At 55.9% G+C, this 18981-nt stretch carries 16 protein-coding genes and 1 riboswitch; of the genes, 5 read left to right on the top strand and 11 right to left on the bottom strand.

Annotation, left to right across the window (positions count from 1 at the left end):
* Positions 1-7 precede the first annotated feature (7 nt).
* Complete coding sequence (gene araB, locus ABLU80_RS09230; RefSeq protein WP_348849916.1) at positions 8-1717, bottom strand: ribulokinase; 1710 nt, start codon at positions 1715-1717, stop codon at positions 8-10.
* A gap of 334 nt (positions 1718-2051) precedes the next feature.
* Here araB and araC point away from each other — a divergent pair, with 334 nt between their 5' ends.
* Together araC and ABLU80_RS09240 are read left to right on the top strand one after the other, a co-directional pair.
* Positions 2052-2897 (top strand): arabinose operon transcriptional regulator AraC, encoded by an 846-nt coding sequence (araC, locus tag ABLU80_RS09235; protein WP_015368277.1) that lies wholly within the window; start codon positions 2052-2054, stop codon positions 2895-2897.
* Positions 2898-3025: 128 nt separating this feature from the next.
* Positions 3026-3793 (top strand): DedA family protein, encoded by a 768-nt coding sequence (locus tag ABLU80_RS09240; protein WP_348849917.1) that lies wholly within the window; start codon positions 3026-3028, stop codon positions 3791-3793.
* Here ABLU80_RS09240 and thiQ read toward each other — a convergent pair.
* The 4 genes from thiQ to sgrR all read right to left on the bottom strand — a co-directional run bounded on the left by thiQ (position 3780) and on the right by sgrR (position 8978).
* Positions 3780-4481 carry a thiamine ABC transporter ATP-binding protein ThiQ gene (thiQ, locus tag ABLU80_RS09245; protein WP_348849918.1) on the bottom strand — a complete coding sequence of 234 codons (702 nt, stop codon included), beginning with the start codon at positions 4479-4481 and terminating at the stop codon, positions 3780-3782. The genes ABLU80_RS09240 and thiQ overlap by 14 nt on opposite strands.
* Positions 4465-6075, bottom strand: a complete 1611-nt coding sequence (gene thiP / locus ABLU80_RS09250; RefSeq protein WP_032709877.1) for a thiamine/thiamine pyrophosphate ABC transporter permease ThiP — start codon at positions 6073-6075, stop codon at positions 4465-4467. The genes thiQ and thiP overlap by 17 nt, the downstream gene beginning before the upstream one ends.
* Complete coding sequence (gene thiB / locus ABLU80_RS09255; RefSeq protein ID WP_047052912.1) at positions 6051-7034, bottom strand: thiamine ABC transporter substrate binding subunit; 984 nt, start codon at positions 7032-7034, stop codon at positions 6051-6053. The genes thiP and thiB overlap by 25 nt, the downstream gene beginning before the upstream one ends.
* Before the next feature lie 31 nt (positions 7035-7065).
* A riboswitch (TPP riboswitch) is annotated at positions 7066-7285 on the bottom strand.
* A 37-nt stretch (positions 7286-7322) separates the two neighbouring features.
* Complete coding sequence (gene sgrR, locus ABLU80_RS09260) at positions 7323-8978, bottom strand: HTH-type transcriptional regulator SgrR (protein ID WP_032709878.1); 1656 nt, start codon at positions 8976-8978, stop codon at positions 7323-7325.
* Positions 8979-9065: 87 nt separating this feature from the next.
* Between sgrR and sgrT the strand changes: the two genes are divergently transcribed.
* Together sgrT and ABLU80_RS09270 are read left to right on the top strand one after the other, a co-directional pair.
* Positions 9066-9218, top strand: a complete 153-nt coding sequence (gene sgrT / locus ABLU80_RS09265; RefSeq protein WP_015704385.1) for a glucose uptake inhibitor SgrT — start codon at positions 9066-9068, stop codon at positions 9216-9218.
* A gap of 160 nt (positions 9219-9378) precedes the next feature.
* Positions 9379-10563 (top strand): sugar efflux transporter, encoded by a 1185-nt coding sequence (locus tag ABLU80_RS09270; RefSeq protein ID WP_015704386.1) that lies wholly within the window; start codon positions 9379-9381, stop codon positions 10561-10563.
* A gap of 44 nt (positions 10564-10607) precedes the next feature.
* On the opposite strand, the gene ABLU80_RS09275 is transcribed toward ABLU80_RS09270, so the two are convergent.
* A complete protein-coding gene (locus ABLU80_RS09275) occupies positions 10608-11918 on the bottom strand; it encodes an MFS transporter (RefSeq protein WP_348849919.1) in 1311 nt (436 codons plus the stop codon).
* Positions 11919-12148: 230 nt separating this feature from the next.
* On the opposite strand from ABLU80_RS09275, the gene ABLU80_RS09280 reads away from it, so the two are divergent.
* The gene (locus ABLU80_RS09280) at positions 12149-13045 is read left to right on the top strand and encodes a LysR family transcriptional regulator (RefSeq protein WP_015704388.1); all 897 of its coding nucleotides are present in this window, start codon (positions 12149-12151) and stop codon (positions 13043-13045) included.
* Between the two features lie 37 nt (positions 13046-13082).
* Here ABLU80_RS09280 and aroD read toward each other — a convergent pair whose 3' ends face one another.
* The 5 genes from aroD to leuD all read right to left on the bottom strand — a co-directional run bounded on the left by aroD (position 13083) and on the right by leuD (position 18977).
* Positions 13083-13838, bottom strand: a complete 756-nt coding sequence (aroD, locus tag ABLU80_RS09285) for a type I 3-dehydroquinate dehydratase (RefSeq protein ID WP_015704389.1) — start codon at positions 13836-13838, stop codon at positions 13083-13085.
* Positions 13839-13868: 30 nt separating this feature from the next.
* The gene (locus tag ABLU80_RS09290) at positions 13869-15083 is read right to left on the bottom strand and encodes an MFS transporter (RefSeq protein ID WP_015368267.1); all 1215 of its coding nucleotides are present in this window, start codon (positions 15081-15083) and stop codon (positions 13869-13871) included.
* Between the two features lie 10 nt (positions 15084-15093).
* Complete coding sequence (locus tag ABLU80_RS09295; protein WP_015704391.1) at positions 15094-15957, bottom strand: shikimate dehydrogenase; 864 nt, start codon at positions 15955-15957, stop codon at positions 15094-15096.
* An 11-nt stretch (positions 15958-15968) separates the two neighbouring features.
* The gene (locus ABLU80_RS09300) at positions 15969-18002 is read right to left on the bottom strand and encodes an FAD-dependent oxidoreductase (protein WP_348849920.1); all 2034 of its coding nucleotides are present in this window, start codon (positions 18000-18002) and stop codon (positions 15969-15971) included.
* Between the two features lie 369 nt (positions 18003-18371).
* The gene (gene leuD / locus ABLU80_RS09305; RefSeq protein WP_348849921.1) at positions 18372-18977 is read right to left on the bottom strand and encodes a 3-isopropylmalate dehydratase small subunit; all 606 of its coding nucleotides are present in this window, start codon (positions 18975-18977) and stop codon (positions 18372-18374) included.
* Positions 18978-18981 lie beyond the last annotated feature (4 nt).

The raw sequence follows: 18981 nt of genomic DNA on the forward strand, positions 1-18981 counted from the left end.
CGTATCCTTAATGGGTGAGCGCTGCCGGAGATTGCGGGGCGTTTTCCGCCTTTGCAGCCGAAGGGAGATAGTGTTGTTCCGCGCTAGCCGACCACTGCTGGTAGCGCTGATACAGTTGTTCGAAACGTTGCGCCTGTTGCGCGCGCGGCTGCAGGGTGTTTTCCACCTCGCTTGCCATGTTGCGCTGCGCGGCAGGGATATCCGGATAGACGCCCGCGGCGACGGCGGCGAAGATGGCGGCGCCCAACGCGCAGCATTGATCGGAGGCGACAATCTGCAGCGGGCGGTTCAGGACGTCGCAGCAGGCCTGCATGATGACCTGGTTCTTGCGTGCGATGCCGCCGAGCGCCATCACGTTATTCACCGGAATGCCCTGATCGGTGAAGCACTCCATAATGGCGCGAGCGCCGAAGGCGGTGGCGGCAATCAATCCGCCGAACAATGCCGGGGCGTCGGTGGCCAGATTTAAATCGGTAATAACGCCTTTCAGCCGCTGGTTGGCGTTCGGCGTGCGGCGGCCGTTGAACCAGTCCAACACCACCGGCAGGTGATCGAGGGACGGATTATTGGCCCAGGCTTCGGTGAGCGTAGGCAGCAGCTGTTTTTGACTGGCTTTGATTGGCTCGCGCAATTCAGGGTGCTGTTGGGCCAGCTGTTCCAGCGGCCAGCCGAGAATGCGGCCAAACCAGGCATAGATATCGCCGAATGCCGACTGACCGGCCTCCATACCGATGAAATCCGGCACCACGCTGCCGTCCACCTGGCCGCAGATACCTTTCACCGTGCGGTTGCCCACGCTCTGTTTATCGGCGATCAGAATGTCGCAGGTGGAGGTGCCGATCACTTTAACCAACGCGTTAGGCTGCGCGCCGGCGCCGACCGCGCCCATATGGCAATCGAAGGCGCCGCCGGAAATGACCACCGTTTCCGGCAGACCGAGGCGCTGCGCCCATTCGGCGGTCAGGTTGCCGACGGGGAGATCCGCGGTCCAGGTGTCGCGGAATAGTGGCCAGGTAAGGTGGCGGTTAATAATCGGGTCGAGTTCGTCGAAGAAACTGGCGGGCGGCAGTCCACCCCAGCTTTCGTGCCACAACGATTTGTGGCCGGCGCTACAGCGACCGCGACGGATATCCTGCGGACGGGTGGTGCCGGAAAGCAGGGCGGGTACCCAGTCACAAAGCTCAATCCACGACGCCGCGGCCTGCGCGACGGCGCTATCTTCGCGAGTGACGTGAAGGATCTTGGCCCAGAACCATTCGCTGGAGTAGATGCCGCCGATATAGCGCGAGTAGTCTTCTTTACCCGGCGCGTGGCACAGGCGGGTGATGGCCTCCGCCTCTTCCACCGCGGTGTGATCTTTCCACAGCACGAACATGGCGTTCGGGTTGTCAGCGAATTCTTCGCGCAGCGCCAGCACGTTTCCGTCTGCATCAATCGGCGCCGGGGTTGAGCCGGTGCTGTCGACGCCGATACCGACCACCGTCGCCCGTTGTTCAGCGCTTAATGCCGCCAGTACGCTTTTCAGCGCTGATTCCATGGATTCAATGTAATCGCGCGGGTGATGGCGGAAGCGGTTATTCGGCCCATCGCAGAACAGCCCTTCCTGCCAGCGTGGATACCACTCTACGCTCGCGGCCAGTTCCGCGCCGGTAGCGCATTCCACCGCCAGCGCGCGTACTGAGTCACTACCAAAATCGAGGCCAATCGCAATTGCCATCTTGTTACTCCATGCTGAAATCATTCATGCAGCAACAGTAGATATCCCCGGCCAAATCCGTCAGGCCGTATTCGCTAATCTTATGGATTATATTGCTGTCACCTTGCAAAGTGTGACGCCGTGCAAATATTCGATGTGGACTTTCCTGCCGTATTTATAGACACTTTTGTTATGCGCTGGATCAACGCGGAATGCGTGCTGGTAGCGCTTTTTTCGCTAGCTGTGCGGGTTTTTGTCTAAATTCCCACCGGTATCGCAGTCGAAACAGCGTGGATGGCGATAAAATGATGAATATGGACAATTGGTGTCAAAAAACTCGTGGAGAACGACGCTTATGGCCGAAACGCAAAACGATCCGCTGCTGCCGGGCTACTCCTTTAACGCCCATCTGGTCACCGGCCTGACGCCGATTGAGGCGCAGGGATATCTCGATTTCTTTATCGACCGCCCGCTGGGCATGAAAGGCTATATTCTCAACCTGACGATCCGCGGCGAGGGGGTGATCAACAACCACGGCGAACAGTTCGTCTGTCGCCCCGGCGATATGCTGCTGTTTCCGCCGGGGGAGATTCACCACTATGGCCGCCATCCCGACGCCAGCGAGTGGTATCACCAGTGGGTCTATTTCCGCCCACGCGCCTACTGGCATGAATGGCTCAACTGGCCGACGATCTTCGCCCATACCGGTTTTTTCCGCCCGGATGAGCAATGGCAGGCGCGGTTTGGCGAACTGTTCGGGCAGATCGTTGACGCCGGGCAGGGGGCGGGGCGCTATTCCGAACTGCTGGCGATTAACCTGCTGGAACAGTTGCTACTGCGGCGCATGGAGGCGATTAACGAATCGCTGCATCCGCCGCTGGATAACCGGGTGCGCGACGCCTGTCAGTACATCAGCGACCATCTGGCGGACAGCCATTTCGATATCGCCAGCGTCGCCCAGCACGTCTGTTTGTCGCCTTCTCGTTTGTCGCATCTGTTTCGCCAGCAGTTGGGGATAAGCGTACTTGGCTGGCGGGAAGACCAGCGAATTAGCCAGGCCAAACTGCTGTTGAGTACCACCCGGATGCCGATTGCCAGCGTCGGCCGCAACGTTGGCTTCGAAGATCAGCTCTATTTTTCGCGAGTCTTTAAAAAATGCACCGGCGCCAGCCCCAGTGAATTCCGCGCAGGATGTGAATAAAAAGTAAAGAAAGTGAAATGATGACCCGCTTAAATGTCACAGCCAGTAAACTATTAAGACAATTGGTGGCTTGACGACGACGTGACGGCTCCGGAGAATCCGGGCTTCGTTTTTTAACCGGGTACATTATGCAGGCATTGCTGGAACACTTTATCACCCAATCCACGGTCTACTCGTTGATAGCCGTGATGCTGGTGGCATTTCTTGAGTCGCTGGCGCTAGTGGGGCTTATCTTACCCGGCACGGTCATGATGGCTGGTCTGGGGGCGCTTATCGGCAGCGGCGAAGTTAACTTCTGGCAGGCGTGGCTGGCGGGGATTGTCGGCTGCCTGTTGGGAGACTGGATCTCATTCTGGCTCGGCTGGCGCTTTAAAAAGCCGTTACGCCGCTGGTCGTTTATGAAAAAAAATCGCGCGTTGCTGGAGAAAACCGAACACGCGCTGCACCAGCACAGCATGGTGACGATTCTGATTGGCCGCTTTGTCGGACCGACGCGGCCATTGGTGCCGATGGTCGCCGGGATGCTCGACCTGCCGGTAGCGAAGTTCGTGCTGCCGAATATTATTGGCTGCCTGCTCTGGCCGCCGCTCTATTTCCTCCCCGGCATTCTGGCGGGGGCGGCGATAGATATTCCTGCCGATGAAAACAGCGCCAGCTTCAAGTGGCTGCTACTGGGCGCGGCGCTGCTGGCGTGGCTGGCGGGCTGGCTGTGCTGGCGGCTGTGGCGGAGCGCGAAAACTTCCGGCGATCGTCTGACCCGTTGGTTACCGCGTGGACGCCTGCTGTGGCTGACGCCGTTGATGGTGACGCTGGCGGTAGCGGCGCTAACGTTTGTCTTCCGCCACCCCCTGATGCCGGTCTACCTTGAGATCCTGCATAAGGTCATTTTGCGCTAATTCCCAACAGCGCCGAGGCGCTGCTGTTGCCGCTTAACAGATCGTCAGTGGCGCCGTCCCAGGCAATGCGCCCTTCGGCGACCACGATGGAGCGAGGCGCAATGCGCGCCGCATCCTCCACGCTGTGCGATACCATCAACAGCGTCAACTGCTGCCGCTGACAGACATCGGCGACCAGCGTTAGCATCTCCTGGCGTAGTGCCGGATCGAGCGCCGAGAAGGGTTCATCAAGCAGCAGCACCGGCTGTTGGCGTACCAGACAGCGGGCCAGCGCCGCCCGCTGCCGCTGGCCGCCGGATAGCTCGCCAGGCAGGCGATCCAGCAGCGTATCCATTCCCATTTGTTCGGCTATCGCCGTGACCTGCGCGCGCTGCTCGCGGTTCAGCTTCAGGCCGGGGTGGATGCCGAGGCCAATATTCTGCCGGACGGTGAGATGGTTAAACAGGTTGTTCTCCTGAAACAGCATAGAAACCGGACGCTGTGCCGGCGGCGTGGCGTTATGCTTCTCGCCGTCGATCAGCAGGCTACCGCTGGCGGGGGGCAGAAACCCGGCAATCAGATTCAGCAGCGTGCTCTTTCCGGCGCCGCTGGGACCGAGCACGGCGATGCACTCTCCGCGCTCGACGCTGAGCGTAAAGCGCATCGGCAAGTGCTGATACAGCCAGGTGACATCATTGAGTTTTAGCATCGCGTCCCGGTAGTTTCTCGATCAAAGTAAAAAGGATAAAGCACAGCAACAGGAGCAGGAGGGCGGTGACCGCGCCGTCCTGGCTGCGGTAGGAGCCGATCTGCTGATACAGATAGAACGGCAGCGTGCGGAAAGATTCATTGCCGAATAGCGCCACCACGCCGAAGTCGCCGATTGACAGCACGCAGGCGAAAGCCAGGGCCTGCGCCAGCGGCCGTTTCAGCGCACGCAGCTCCACTACCCGCAGCCGGTTAAAACCTTGTAGCCCCAACGACTGACACAAAGCGCCATAGCGGGCGGCAATATCGCGCATTGGATTTTCCAGCACTTTCAGAGCATAGGGGATAGCCATCAGCGCGTTGGTAAAGATGACAATCCCGTCGGCGGATTCCGGCAGGCCGACGCTGTTATTGAGCAGCAGGAAGAAACCGGTCGCCAGCACAATCCCCGGCATGGCGAGGATGAGCATACCGCTGAGCTCCAGCGTCTGCCCGGCCAGCGGCAGGTTGCGGGCGCGCAGTTCGCGACTGCTCCACAGCAGCATCATGGTCAGGATAACGCTGAGCACACCGGCGGCGAGGGCGATACGCAGCGAGGTCCACAGCGCCTGCCATAGCGCGGCTTGGCCCAGCACCTTCGGCAGATTGACGTTGAGACCATCGACGATCACCGCCAGTAGCGGCGGAAGCAGCAACAGCAGAGCGAGCGCGATTAGCGCGTAATCACACAGGCGACTATGCAGACGGTCGTCGGGGTCGCGCCAGCCTTGTACCTGACTGGCGCCGATCGCCACGGCTTTGCTCAGGCGCTGGCTCAGCAGCACCAGCCCAAGGCAGCAGATCATTTGAATAATCGCTAACAGCGCCGCCCGTGCCGGGTCGTAATCAAAGCTCAGCGCCTGATAGATAGCCAGCTCAATGGTGGTGGCCCGCGGCCCGCCGCCTAGTGACAGCACGGTGGCAAAACTTGCGAAGCACAGCATAAAAATCAGCGCGGCCACCGGCGGGATCTGCCGACGCAGCCACGGCCATTCCACAAGACGGAAGAAGACGAAACCGCGCATGCCGAGCTGAGCGGCGATTTGCCGCTGTTCGCCGGGGATGTTTTCCAGCGCCTGCAGCAGCAGGCGGGTCGCCATCGGCATATTAAAGAACACATGGGCCAGCAGGATGCCCTGTAAGCCATATGGCGAGAAATCCCACTGCCAGCCGAGCGCGTGGAATAGAGCGGCGAGCCAACCCTGGCGGCCATAGACGCTGAGGATGCCGAACACCGCCACCAGAACCGGCAGGATCAACGTCATCGCGCACAGGCGCAGCAGCAGCGTGCGCCCCGGAAAGCGGCGGCGATACAGGGCGCGGGCAAGGAATATCGCCGGCACTACCGAAAACAGCGCCGACAAAAACGCCTGCCAGAAAGAAAAGCGTACGACGTGCCAGAGATAGCTATCGCTGAGGATCGTCTGCCAGGGCGCCTGCGGCGCCTCCAACCACAGCGCCAGAAACGCCGCCAGCGCTACGATGACCAGTAAGCAGGCCGCCGCGGCGCCGGGGATCAACCAGCCGAAACTTAGCGGCTGACGGCGCGTTGCCATGAACCGATCCAGTTTTGACGTTCAGCGGCGACCTGCTGCGGGGTGAACTGCAGTGTGGTTTGCGGTTTGGTCAGCGTGTTGAAGCCAGCCGGCAGCGCCACCTGGGTCACCGGGTACATCCAGTTGCCGGTGGGGATGGCGTTCTGGAAGCCTGGCGAGACCATAAATTTCAGGAACTTCTCAGCCAGTTCCGGCTGCTTGCTGGCGGCGGTACGCGCGGCGACTTCAACCTGCAGATAGTGGCCTTCGGTAAAGTCCGCCGCGGCATAATTATCTTTTTTCTCTTCGATGAGGTGATAAGCCGGCGAGGTGGTATAGCTCAACACCAGGTCGCTTTCGCCTTTCAGGAACAGGCCGTAGGCTTCGCTCCAGCCCTTGGTGACGGTGACGGTTTTGGCCGCCAGCTTCTGCCAGGCTTCCGGCGCCTTATCGCCATACACCTTTTGCATCCACAGCAGCAGGCCGAGCCCCGGCGTACTGGTGCGCGGGTCTTCGTAAATCACGCGCCATTTCTGCGGGCTCTCGACCAGATCTTTCAGGCTTTTCGGCGGATTTTTCAGCTTGTTTTTGTCATACACGAAGGCGAAGTAGCCGTAGTCGTAAGGTACAAAAGTGTCATTATCCCAGCCGCCGGGTACGGTGACTGCGCTGGCCGGCACGCCGCTTTTGGCAAACAGTTTGCTCTGCGCCGCCGCTGCCAGCAGATTGTTATCAAGGCCGAGCACGACATCGGCTTTGCTGTTTTTGCCTTCCATTCGCAGCCGGTTAAGCAGCGATACGCCATCTTCGAGGGCGACATATTTCAGTTCGCAGCCGCAATCGGCCTCAAAGGCCTTTTTCACCGCCGGGCCAGGCCCCCAGTCGGCGGAGAATGAATCGTAGGTGTAAACGGTCAGGACCGGTTTAGCAAAGACCGGGGCGGCGACCAGCGCCAGCAGGGGAAGCAGTTTTTTCAACACTTTGCACCTCAGTATATGGGGAGGCAAAGGATTTTGAGTAGGCCTCAAATCCCTTCGCCGGCGTTATCCGGATCAGGTTCGACGGGTATTTTCTCAGCCCATACGCTTCATCCTTCAAGCCGCATCTGCGTTAGCTTCGCGTGTTCACCCCAGTCACATAGTTACCTATGCTCCAGGGGATTCACCCGCTTGCTGCCTTGATGCAACTTGAATGATATTGCGTATGTTTATTAGCACCCCGTTGAGAACGGCGATAGTGTAATGATTTTGTTAGATGACGCAAAGCATTCAGGGCTCCGGCGGGGCGAACCACGCCGATTTAAAGTCGAACCAGCCGAGGGTGTTCATGCGCACGCCGCGCATACTGCGCTGGCCCTGAATCATTAGCCAGTGGTGGATCAGCGGAACAATATGCTGTTTCTCCAGCAGTTGCTGGCTCCAGGTCGCCGGGTTGAACTCGCCCGCGCGCCAGCGGTTGGCGTCAGCCTCCCAGTCGATGGGAATGCAGTGATGCATCAGCGGCACTTCATATAAATAGGCGAACAGGGAAAAATCGATTGGCAACGTGAAGTTGACGCTGTTGAGCCAGATATCGCTCACCGTTTCGCCGCGATGCCAGTCGTCGTACTCCAGTTCCTGAATGTTCAGCCTCACCTGATGTTCCGCCAGCAACGCCCGCATGATCCCGCCAATGACCCGATGTTCCACATGATCGCGATAGTAGGTGAGGGTAACTGACTCCAGGCCGGCGGGTTTTTCGCAGGCGTGACTGCGGGCGTGGTGCCAGCGCGGCAGCAAGCCGTAGGCCGGGAACCAGTTGCCTTGATAGTGCTCGCCGGCGTGATACAGCAGGTTGGCGGGCTGGAACAGATAACTTAACCAGCGGCGCACGTCATCATTGCCGCCCAGCGGGCTTCGACTATCAAAGAGCAGGTAATAGCACCCCTCTTCCAGGCGGCTCTCTACGGCTTTTTCGCTCTCGGTATTGCCCTGCAGGGTTAAGCCGCCGTTGGGTTCTTCGCTAATTTCCGGCAGCACCCAGACGTTAACCTCATCGATCAGCGCCCGATAGCCGAAGTACTCTTCGAAGGCATGGATTTTTAACTGGTTTTGATTATTGCGCGCGACCGCGTAAGGGCCGGTACCGATAGGCATACTGGAAAAGTTCTCCATCGTCCGCCATTCCTGCGGCAGCGCCATCGCCGGGACCTGGCCTAACAGCCAGGGCAGCCAACGATCCGGCTGGCTGAGGTGAATATCCAGCGTCCAGGCGGTCGGCGAGACGATGCGCTCGATATGGGAAAATAGCGGCAGTTCGCTGCTGCGCTGTAGCGAGGAGATAACGTCGGCCATCTCCAGCTCCCGGCCATGATGGAAATGAATGCCGGGACGCAGAAAAAAGCGCCAGTGGTTAGGCGAAATTTGCTGCCAGTGGTGGGCGATATCGGCCTCCAGTTCCCCATTTTCCTCATTTACCCGCGTCAGCGCGCTAAAAATTTGCCGCGCGATGTGGGTCTCCGAACGGCGCAACGCGCTGCCGGGCAGCAGATTCTTCATCGGCCGATAGTAGAGCACGCGCAGGATGTGGCGCCCCTGGCGGAAGCTGCGGCCAAGATGGGAGATCAACATCTGTCTGACCGCGGTTTTATCGCCAACCAGTTGCACCAGCTGATCGATGCGATCCTGCTCCAGTAGATCCTCGGCGCGCTGCTGCTGCAGCGCCAGACCGGTATAAAGGAAGGTCAGTCGTGAACGCTTGCCGCGCCCGGCTTCGGATTCCCAGGCAAGCCAGCCGCGCGCTTCCATCAGATTAAGCAAGGTGCGCATATGGCGGCGCGAACAGCTGAGCATTTCCGCCAGTTCGTTGAGGGTGGTCTGCTGCGACCTGCCGTCGCAGCATTGCCACAGGCGGATGAACTGTTGTTGCAGACGACTGGAAGGCATAAAAGGGGAACTCCTGACGAAAACTCAGCAATTTATCAGTTCCTATATTAAGCCAATAATGGACCTCGATGAAGTAAGGAGATGAATATGACGAGGTCAACCACTAAGCAGTTCTATCAACGGTACTTTTCTGCGACGCAGGGAGCGTCCTGGCTGGCCCGCCAGTTAGCAGGTAGGCAGCAGAAAATGCTGGAGGAATTGATGCAGTGGGGAGTTACGTCGCCGACCTCCGATCGTTGACTTGCCGACATCATGTGTGACTGAGTATTGGTGTTATACTCGCCATCTTCAGGCTGCAAGCGCATTGGCTGCAACTCGAAATCCAGAGTATTGAATCACCCGCCAGCAGATTGCTTCTGCTGGCTTTTTTCGTTTACTTCGCGTGTGTTAAGGATATTTCATGCTGTGGTTGATGACTATGGGGCGACGGCTAAACGGCGTCTACGCCGCCTTTATGCTGGTGGCTTTTATGATGGGGGTGGCCGGGGCGCTGCAGGCGCCGACGCTTAGCCTGTTTCTCAGCCGCGAAGTCGGCGCGCAGCCGTTCTGGGTTGGCCTGTTTTATACGGTGAATGCGATTGCCGGTATCCTGGTGAGCCTGGCGCTGGCCAAACGATCCGATAGCCGCGGCGATCGTCGGCGGTTAATTATGTTCTGCTGCCTGATGGCAGTGGGTAACGCGCTGCTGTTCGCTTTCAACCGCCATTATCTGACGCTTATTACCTGCGGTGTCATGCTGGCTTCGGTCGCTAATGCGGCAATGCCGCAGCTGTTTGCCCTCGCCCGCGAATACGCCGATAGCTCTGCCCGCGAAGTGGTGATGTTCAGCTCGGTGATGCGCGCCCAGCTGTCGCTGGCGTGGGTCATTGGCCCACCGCTGGCTTTTATGCTGGCGTTGAATTATGGCTTTACGACCATGTTCTCCATTGCCGCCGGGATTTTTGTCATCAGCCTGGCGCTGATTGCCTTTAAGCTGCCTTCGGTGGCGCGAGTGACGCAACTGCAGGAAGGCAGCAGCCTGCCGGAGCTGGAAGGCGGCTGGCGCGATAAAAACGTGCGCATGCTGTTTATCGCTTCTACGCTGATGTGGACCTGCAACACGATGTATATCATCGATATGCCGTTGTGGATCAGTAGCGATCTTGGCCTGCCGGATAGTCTGGCGGGGATACTGATGGGCACGGCTGCCGGTCTTGAAATTCCGGCGATGATCCTGGCCGGCTACTACGTTAAGCGTTGGGGTAAACGCAAAATGATGGTGGCGGCAGTCGCCGCCGGCGTGCTGTTCTATGTGGGGCTGATCATGTTCCATGGCCGCACGGCGCTGCTGGCGCTGCAGCTATTCAATGCTATTTTCATCGGTATTATCGCCGGGATCGGCATGTTGTGGTTCCAGGATCTGATGCCGGGGCGCGCCGGGGCGGCGACCACGCTGTTTACCAATAGTATCTCCACCGGGGTTATTCTGGCCGGAGTGATTCAGGGAGCGCTGTCGCAAAGCTATGGTCACGGTAGCGTGTACTGGACAATCGCGGCGATTTCTCTGCTGACGCTGTTTTTGACCAGCCGGGTTAAAGATATTTAAGTCAATCTCCCGCGCCGGCCATGCTGGCCCGGCGCGGGATAGCGTTACTTCAGTACGATTCGCTTGATGTCGCCGATAATAAAGATGTAGGCAATCACTCCGATCAGGGCGGTCACGCCAACGTAAATGAGAGCGTAAAAGAAGTTACCGGTGGCTGATATAATCACGCCAATGATGAGTGGCGCAATAATTGATGCCAGGTTGGCGCAGAAGTTAAATATACCGCCGGTCAATCCAGCCATATTATTCGGGGCAATATCAGATATTAACGTCCAGCCCAGACCGACCATTCCCTGACCAAAGAAAGCGATCGACATAATAATAATCACCGTCGAATTCGCGCTGACCCAATTGGCGGCGATAATGCAGCTGGAAAGGAGTAATCCGGAAATTATTGGAAGTTTTCGGCTTATATTTGCCGAGCCGGTACGCTTAAGTAGCCTGTCGGAAAGCCAGCCGCCGAAGATGATGCCAACCGCGGCGGCCAGGAAGGGCCAGGTGGCGAAAAAACCTACATGAAGCCACGGTAGATGGCGTTCGTTGGCCAGATAGGTTGGAAACCAGGTGAGGAAAAAGACCAGCGTGGTGTTACCGGCAAACTGCCCCAGGCTGGCGCCGATAATTTGTCGGCAGCACAGTAGCCGCCTGGCATCACGCCAGTTAAATGGAATGTTTTCACTCTTATTGGCAATCTGGTTGGCGCCAATATAATCCAGTTCTGCTTTATTTGCTGTTTTCGATTCATGTGGCTCATGATAAAAACGCCACCATACGAAAGTGAATAAAATTCCAAGCCCTCCGGTCAGAAAAAATAAGGTGCGCCAGCCGTGGTGTTCGAGGATTAAAAATAACAATGGCGAGAAGGCGGCTAACCCAATGTATTCACCAACCGTATAAGTTGCGGTAGCCCTGGCCCGTTCATGCTGGGGAAACCATTTGCTGACGATGCGGCTATTGGCCGGAAAGCAGGGGGCTTCACTGACGCCCAGGCCCAGACGCAAAAGGAGCAAAGATTTCAGCCCCAGAGAGAAGCTTTGCAGCAGCGTAAACAGAGACCAAAAGAAGATGGAGAGGGCGTAGGTCAATTTATTACCGAATCGGTCTAAAAACATGCCGCCAGGAATTTGCGCCAGCGCATAAGTCCAGGCAAAAGCGGAAAAAACAATGCCCATCATCGCCGGATCAATATGGATTTCAGTGGTTAATTTTGGAGCAACGATTCCAAGAATGGTACGATCGAGATAATTAATCATCGTACCCAGCGATAACAGCGATAAAATAAAAATACGCGTTCTGCTTCTTTTTAGCGTGCCGGGCGATGATGCTAGACTCCCTTGAGCGTCAGGTATGCACATAAAGATTTCCTTTAAAGTTTAAAATATTTTTGCATGTATTTATGCATGCAGAAATACTCTAAGGATTCATAGACTGGGTCTATGAATGGCAACGCTTTGTTACGCACAAAAGGAAATATCAAATAATATTTGATGTGAATCTGATATTGACTCGTTGTAGCGTATTATCAACCTGCCGCATGGTATATTAAACGCAGTGGTCTTATTCTTATATTATACGGACAAAAATAATGAACCTGAAGCAACTTTATTATTTTAAGCGATTGAGCGAGACGGAGCATTACACCGAGGCAGCATCCAGTCTGTTCATTACTCAACCCTCGCTAAGCCACGCCATATCTGAGCTGGAGAAGGAACTTGGCGTGGCGCTGTTCGCCAGAAAAGGACGCAACGTCAAAATTACGCAAAACGGTAAACGTTTTTTACCCTATGTGGAGGATGCGCTCGCTTCTCTGGAGAACGGGCGTCTGACGCTGCAAAACAATGATAGTGAAAAGAAAGAGAATATTCGTATCGCCTTTATTTATACGATGGGTGAATCTGTTGTTCCGCAGTTAATTAATAAATACACTAATTCACCTTCCAGTCACAAGGTGACTTTTTCCTTTACGCAAGGCACTTCGCTTTCGTTATTACAGGCGTTAAAGGCAGGAAAAACCGATCTGGCGATTTGTTCATATATTGCCGATGAACCCGAAATCGACTTTATTCCTATTATTCAGCAGGAGTTGGTGGTGGTGACCGCGAAAGATCATCCGCTTGCCCGGCTGTATGATAATGAGGTCGATTTGGTTGAGACGATTCACTATCCCTATATCTATTTTTCAGAGAATAGCGGTCTGCGGCCATTTATTGATAATGTCTTTATGCAACAAAAACTGGTACCGGATATCGCCTGCTACGTCGATGAAGATACTGCGATGGCGGGGCTGGTTAGCATCGACTATGGCATTGCGATTATGCCGAGGATCTCCGCACTGGCAAATTATAACGTGCGCATTCTGAAGATTAAAAATGCGATCCCACCTCGTTATATTTACCTCGCAACAATGAAAGAAAGGGTACTTTCCTCAGCGATTCAATCGTTTAAAAACGTCATCATTAACGATAGCCAGAGAATCAACTGAGCAAGCGCCCGGAGACTGGCTCCGGGCAGCCTGTTTATCAGGACAAAATGTCCATCAGTTCGCGCAGCTTAGCGATGGCAATCTGGCCCGGCGCGGAGGCCTGGCCGACGGTGCCAAAGGTCATCGCTGAACCGAACAAGCGACCGGTTACCCGGCTAACGCCGCCGGATTTGCCCATCGACATGGTGATCAGCGGGCGCGTCGCATACTTCTCTTTCATGGTCAGCGTGGCGGAAAGCAGAGTGAGAACGTCCTGAGGCGTCTGCGGCATCACCGCGATCTTCGGCAGATCGGCACCCAGATCCTGCATTCGACGCAGTCGATAGATGATATCTTCCTGCGCCGGCGTTTTATGGAAATCATGATTGCTCATAATCACTTTTACGCCGGCCTGATGGGCGTCGTTCACCAGCGCGCGAATTTGCGCTTCATCGTTAAACAACTCGATGTCGATAACATCGACTAATCCGCTTAGCGCCGCCTGGCGGTTAAGTTCAAAATACGCTTCGTCGCTGATTTCCGTTTCGCCGCCTTCTTTCTTACTGCGGAAGGTGAACAGCAGCGGGAGTGCTTTCAGGGTATGACGGATTTCCGCCAGTGCGGCCAGCACCTGGGGGATTTCCCGGACGTGAGTAAAATGGTCAACGCGCCATTCGATAATATCAGCGCCCGCGTCAACCAGGCCCTGAGCATTAGTCAGCAGTTCATCCAGCGTTTTTCCGATCAGCGGTACGCAAATTAAGGTTTCGCCTTCCTTGAAGGTGATGTTCTTTACGGTTACTGCAGTTGTCATGTAGGTATCCATTATTGTTGTCGTTGAACCTCAGGCGGTGACGGTGGTGCGAGACACTCTTTGCGCCGCGCGAGCCTGAAGTTGACGATAGCCGATGTACAGGGCGATCACAAAGCCGATGACGGCGATCAGGAAATCAAACCACATAATGCTGGCAATGCTAATCTGCGAAAGCTTTGCGGTGATAAGCGGGATCGTGAAGCTCGCGATGCTGCCTGCGGTGTAGAAGATCCCCGTTGCCTTGCCTTTGCCGTTCGGAAAGCTCATTGCCATGATGGTCGCCCCCAGCTGCAGTACCCCGCCGGCGGCGGCAAAGCCGATAACGAAGGCAAAACCGGTAACCATCACCGGTGTCGGGAATAAGCACACTAACAGCAGTGAGACCATCGACAGACAGGTGTAAATGATCATGGCTACCGCGGAGCTGAACACCTCTTTGACGAAGGCGGCGGTCACGAAGACGCAGACCAGTGAACCGACGGTATAGATACTCAGCAGCTTGATCGCCGAGGCATAAGGCATACCGACCACGAACTGGCCATATTGCGCCAGCCACTGGCTTACCAGGTAAAAGGTCGCCATGCCGATATAGCCGTACAGGGTAAAGATTACCATGTCCAGTTTGTTGGCTTGCGGTTTAGCGGAAGCCGCTGCCTGCGCCGCTGGGATCTCTTCTTTTTTGGCCGCCTGGCTATCGGGGAACGGCATCTTGAGCAGATAGATTGCGCTCAAGATAAACAGAGCCGCCGCAATCACAAACGACCAGCCAAACCACAGATTTGCCCATATCAGCAGGCTGATAATGAACGGCAGCAGGAACTGCCCTGCGGAAACGAAGGCTTTGATGAGCACGTTAGCGCGGCTGGCGGAGTGCGGGAAAGACTCCATCAGCGCCGGATAGGTTCCGGAGTCGAGGAAGCTGTTCGCCAGACCAGCCATGATGCCGAACACGTAGGCCAGATAGATATTTTTGGTCAGCAGAATGCCGACGAAGAAGATCAGATAACTCAGGATCCCTAGATAGATAAAAGGCTTACGACCAAAGCGATCCGACAAAAAGCCGGTCACGATCGTCGCCAGCTTACCGATACCTAATGAGGAGATAACGATCGATACGCCGGCAGCGTCTGTTCCCCACTGTTCCTGAAGATGGGCCATGTTGAGGGTGATTAACAGCACCCCCATGCCATGGATCAGGTAGTTGAGATACAGCCCTGCCGCAGTAGGGATGTATTTATTTTTCATCTCTGGCCTCTTAGAACAGAATGCTCTTGACGTATTCAACCGGCATTTCTTTGCCCGTCCAGATTTCGAACGCGCGCGCGCCTTGCCACAGCATCATTCCCAGGCCGTTGAGGGTCCGGCAGCCTTTTTTCTCCGCCACTTCCAGCAGATAGGTTTTACGCGGGTTATAGACGACGTCGGAGACAATCAGATCCGGGCGCAGGAAGCTGTCGTTTGGCAGCAGCATTTGGCCTTCGAAAGGCTTCATACCGACGCCGGTGGCGTTGGTGAGGATCACGCTGCTGTCGATTTCGGCGCGCAGCTTGTCATGATCGTCGAGATCGAAAAGGTGGATCTCGCAGTCGGTGTTATCGCGGATCTTGGCCACGGTCTGCTCGGCATTGGCGAAGAACTTGTCTTTGCGGTTGAAGATCGAGATGGCCTTCACGCCGTCGAGCGCGGCCTGTACGCTGATGGCGGTAGCCGCGCCGCCTGCGCCGAGGATGGTCATCTTTTTGCCGATGATATCGATACCAGCCTCCGACAGCGCGCGCATATAGCCGGTGCCGTCGGTAATGTGGCCGGTTAACACGCCATTATCGTTGACCACGGTATTGACCGCGCCGACCAGCTGCGCCGCCGGCGAGAGCTTATCGAGATACTGGCAAATTTCGGTTTTATTCGGCATTGAGACGTTGTAACCGCGCAGCTTCAGCGCGCGGAAACCCTGTACGACATCTTTTAGCTCCTGGTTATCGACTTCGAACGCCAGGTAGGCGTAATCCAGGCCAAGATGGGCAAAGGCTTCGTTGTGCATAGTCGGCGACATGCTATGACGAATCGGGGTAGCGATTAAGCCAATCAGTTCGGTATGACCGGTAAGACGTTCTGCCATGATAAATATCCTCAATATGTTAAAAATGGAATCTGTTGCGCTTCGCGATTGCCGAGTACGCCCATGTCTTCGAGTATCTCCAGCACGTTGCGGCCTTCGCGCACGCCGTCGATAATTCGCCGGGCCGACAGGCTGTCGCCGATATTCATGATTTTTACGTTGTTGGCGGCGGCCCACTGGGCGATGTCGTCGAGACCAGCGCGGTTAGCGCGCATTCCCAGGCAGACAAAGCCGTAGTCGAAGGGAATATCGAACGTGCCGCTGGCGGTACTCACGGTGAAATGGTCTGGCGCTACGGCGGTTAATCGGGTCCGCATGTGTTGTTCCACCTGGTGTTCGTCCAGCATGGTCAACATCGCGTTTTTGGTAATAATGTCGAGGTCCTGTCCCGGCGCGTCTTGCATTTCAATTAGCACCGTCTCGGCGCCGCGCGCGGAGAAGTATTCAATGACGTCCAGGCCGACGGCGCCGCCGCCAACCACCACGATGCGTTTACCTGCGGCATCGGCAAAGGTGTCCAGATGGTTAATCATTCCGGTTATCGAGAACAGGCGACCACCTTCGGCGTCAATGTTCTCGCGCAGGCCGTCGATAGGCGGCAGCAGAGGAATCGAGCCGGTGGCATTGACGATGAGCTGTGGATGCAGCGCGGCGACTGAAGCGACATCGGCGCGTTTACCGACCTGCAGCATCAGATTGCTTAGCCCGGAAAGGCGGTTTTTCATAAACTGCGGGAAATCAGCGATCCGTTTTTTCTCCGGCAGCAGCGCAATGGTGCTGGCCAGGCCGCCGACGTGGCTTTTCTCTTCCAGCAGCCAGGTGTTGCAGCCGACTTCCGCGGCGGTACAGGCGGCTTCCATTCCGGCCGTGCCGGCGCCGATCACCACGACGTTGGTTTCTCGTGAGACTCGCTGCTGCTTGTAAGCGTCGCCGTGGATAATGTCCGGATTGATCGAGCAGCGCAGCGGGCGAGAGCGGGCGATACGGTGATCCGCACAGCCGATATTGCAGGAGATGCATTTGCGCATCAGACGCTCATTGCCGCTTTGTACTTTCTGCACCCATTCTGGCTCGGCAATCAACCCACGACCAATGGCGATCAGATCGGCATCGCCGGTAGCGAGGATATCTTCGGCGATTTTTGGCGAACGAATGTTGCCGGCGATCACCGTCGGCTTATGGAATTTGTCGCGTACCGCGCGAGAGAGGTAGCGCTTCCAGCCGTCTTCCAGCGACATCTGGTCGATTTGCAGGTTCAGGTTATCGTTCTGCGCGGCAGAGACGTTAATGATGTCGACTTTGTCCTGGCACAGTTCGAGGATGCGCAGCGAATCTTCCAGCGTGTTGCCGCCCTTTAAGAAATCGTCGGCGCTGATGCGCAGGCTGATGGGGAAACGCGGCCCGACGCAGGCGCGAACCTTATCGATAATCAGGCTTAATATGCGGGTGCGGTTTTCGATACTGCCGCCAAATTCGTCGGTACGTTTATTAAATAACGGTGACAAAAACTGGCTAATTAAATAGGAATGGCCGCCATGAATTTCTACGCAGTCAAATCCGGCGCGGCGCACGCGCTCCGCGGCGTCGCCGAATTTGTCGACCGCGTGATAAATTTCCTCATGGGTCATTGGCCGCGGAATATTACCGTGCTTTTTCGACGGCGTGCTGGAAGCGGATAACGGCGTCTGTCCATTCAGGCGATAAGCATAAGCCGAAGCGCCCGCGTGGTTCAGCTGAATCGCTACGCAAGCGCCGTGTTTATGAAGGGTTTCGGTTAATTTAAACAGGCGTGGGATATATTGATCGTTATCGATGCGTAACTGCGTTGTACCATTGGAGGCGAAGGGAAAATCGATGCAGATATTTTCCACAGTAATGAGCCCGGTGCCGCCTTTCGCCCGCAGCTCGTAGTATTCAAGCTGTTCCTGCGAGACCTCGCCGTTGAGGGTAGCCATATTGGTGCCCATCGGCGGCATAATAATACGGTTTTTTATGGTCATCCCGTTGATGGTCAGCGGGCTGAATAGGTGAGGATAGTGGCTCATTTAGGCTCTCCACAAGAACGCCCGGCGGCCCACGAGGTGATGTAAGCGGCGTGGCGTATCTAAAGTTAATATTTCTCTGTCTGGAAAGATAACGAGCCAGGGAGGGGAAAAATAATGCTTTTTTTTGCGCTGAGCTATAGGGGTTTTCTATGGAGTTAACCGTTAATTCACATATTGCTCGGTTTGTTTTAAATACTTCCGTTGATTATTTACTTGTCATTGTTGATATATACAAAAATAGCCTGCTATTGCCGGTATAAATGCACGATGAGGGATGGGAAGGATAAAATTATCTATTAATTATACGTATTAATATGCGCCTGAGAGGGGCAAAAAGAGAAAGCCCGGCTTGTTCACCGGGCTTGAAGATTAGTTCATAAAGGCGGGCTGTTGGCGTTCGTAGGCGGAAATCGCCTCTTGATGCTGCAGCGTCAGGCCGATGCTATCCAGGCCGTTGAGCATACAGTGGCGGCGGAAGTCGTCGATTTTAAAGCTGTAGGTTTTATCCCCGGCTTTAACCACCTGAGCTTCAAGGTCTACTTCAAAGCTGATGCCCGGGTTCGCCTGTACCAGCTTGAACAGCTCGTCCACCTGCTCATCGCTGAGCGTCACCGGCAGCAGTTGGTTATTAAAGCTGTTGCCGTAAAAGATATCGGCAAAGCTTGGCGCAATCACCACTTTGAAACCGTAATCGGTCAACGCCCACGGCGCGTGCTCGCGCGAGGAGCCGCAGCCGAAGTTTTCACGCGCCAGCAGGATAGACGCCCCTTTATATTGCGGGAAGTTCAGCACGAACTCCGGGTTCGGTTGCTGCCCCTGGTCGTCGAGGAAACGCCAGTCGTTAAACAGGTGCGCGCCAAAGCCGGTACGCGTCACTTTCTGCAGGAACTGCTTTGGAATGATCGCATCGGTATCGACGTTTGCGGCATCCAGCGGAACCACCAGGCCAGTATGTTGGGTAAATTTCTCTGCCATGATG

Source organism: Klebsiella sp. CN_Kp104 (genome assembly GCF_040064515.1).
GTDB lineage: Bacteria > Pseudomonadota > Gammaproteobacteria > Enterobacterales > Enterobacteriaceae > Klebsiella > Klebsiella aerogenes.

Excerpts from the sequence above, each read along its gene's own strand:
- thiP (WP_032709877.1), bottom strand. The coding sequence starts at position 6,075 with ATGGCAACGCGCCGTCAGCCGCTAAGTTTCGGCTGGTTGATCCCCGGC.
- aroD (WP_015704389.1), bottom strand. The coding sequence starts at position 13,838 with ATGACAACTGCAGTAACCGTAAAGAACATCACCTTCAAGGAAGGCGAA.
- ABLU80_RS09280 (WP_015704388.1), top strand. The coding sequence starts at position 12,149 with ATGAACCTGAAGCAACTTTATTATTTTAAGCGATTGAGCGAGACGGAG.
- araB (WP_348849916.1), bottom strand. The coding sequence starts at position 1,717 with ATGGCAATTGCGATTGGCCTCGATTTTGGTAGTGACTCAGTACGCGCG.
- sgrR (WP_032709878.1), bottom strand. The coding sequence starts at position 8,978 with ATGCCTTCCAGTCGTCTGCAACAACAGTTCATCCGCCTGTGGCAATGC.
- araC (WP_015368277.1), top strand. The coding sequence starts at position 2,052 with ATGGCCGAAACGCAAAACGATCCGCTGCTGCCGGGCTACTCCTTTAAC.
- ABLU80_RS09275 (WP_348849919.1), bottom strand. The coding sequence starts at position 11,918 with ATGTGCATACCTGACGCTCAAGGGAGTCTAGCATCATCGCCCGGCACG.
- sgrT (WP_015704385.1), top strand. The coding sequence starts at position 9,066 with ATGACGAGGTCAACCACTAAGCAGTTCTATCAACGGTACTTTTCTGCG.
- ABLU80_RS09290 (WP_015368267.1), bottom strand. The coding sequence starts at position 15,083 with ATGAAAAATAAATACATCCCTACTGCGGCAGGGCTGTATCTCAACTAC.
- ABLU80_RS09240 (WP_348849917.1), top strand. The coding sequence starts at position 3,026 with ATGCAGGCATTGCTGGAACACTTTATCACCCAATCCACGGTCTACTCG.
- ABLU80_RS09300 (WP_348849920.1), bottom strand. The coding sequence starts at position 18,002 with ATGAGCCACTATCCTCACCTATTCAGCCCGCTGACCATCAACGGGATG.
- leuD (WP_348849921.1), bottom strand. The coding sequence starts at position 18,977 with ATGGCAGAGAAATTTACCCAACATACTGGCCTGGTGGTTCCGCTGGAT.
- ABLU80_RS09270 (WP_015704386.1), top strand. The coding sequence starts at position 9,379 with ATGCTGTGGTTGATGACTATGGGGCGACGGCTAAACGGCGTCTACGCC.
- ABLU80_RS09295 (WP_015704391.1), bottom strand. The coding sequence starts at position 15,957 with ATGGCAGAACGTCTTACCGGTCATACCGAACTGATTGGCTTAATCGCT.
- thiQ (WP_348849918.1), bottom strand. The coding sequence starts at position 4,481 with ATGCTAAAACTCAATGATGTCACCTGGCTGTATCAGCACTTGCCGATG.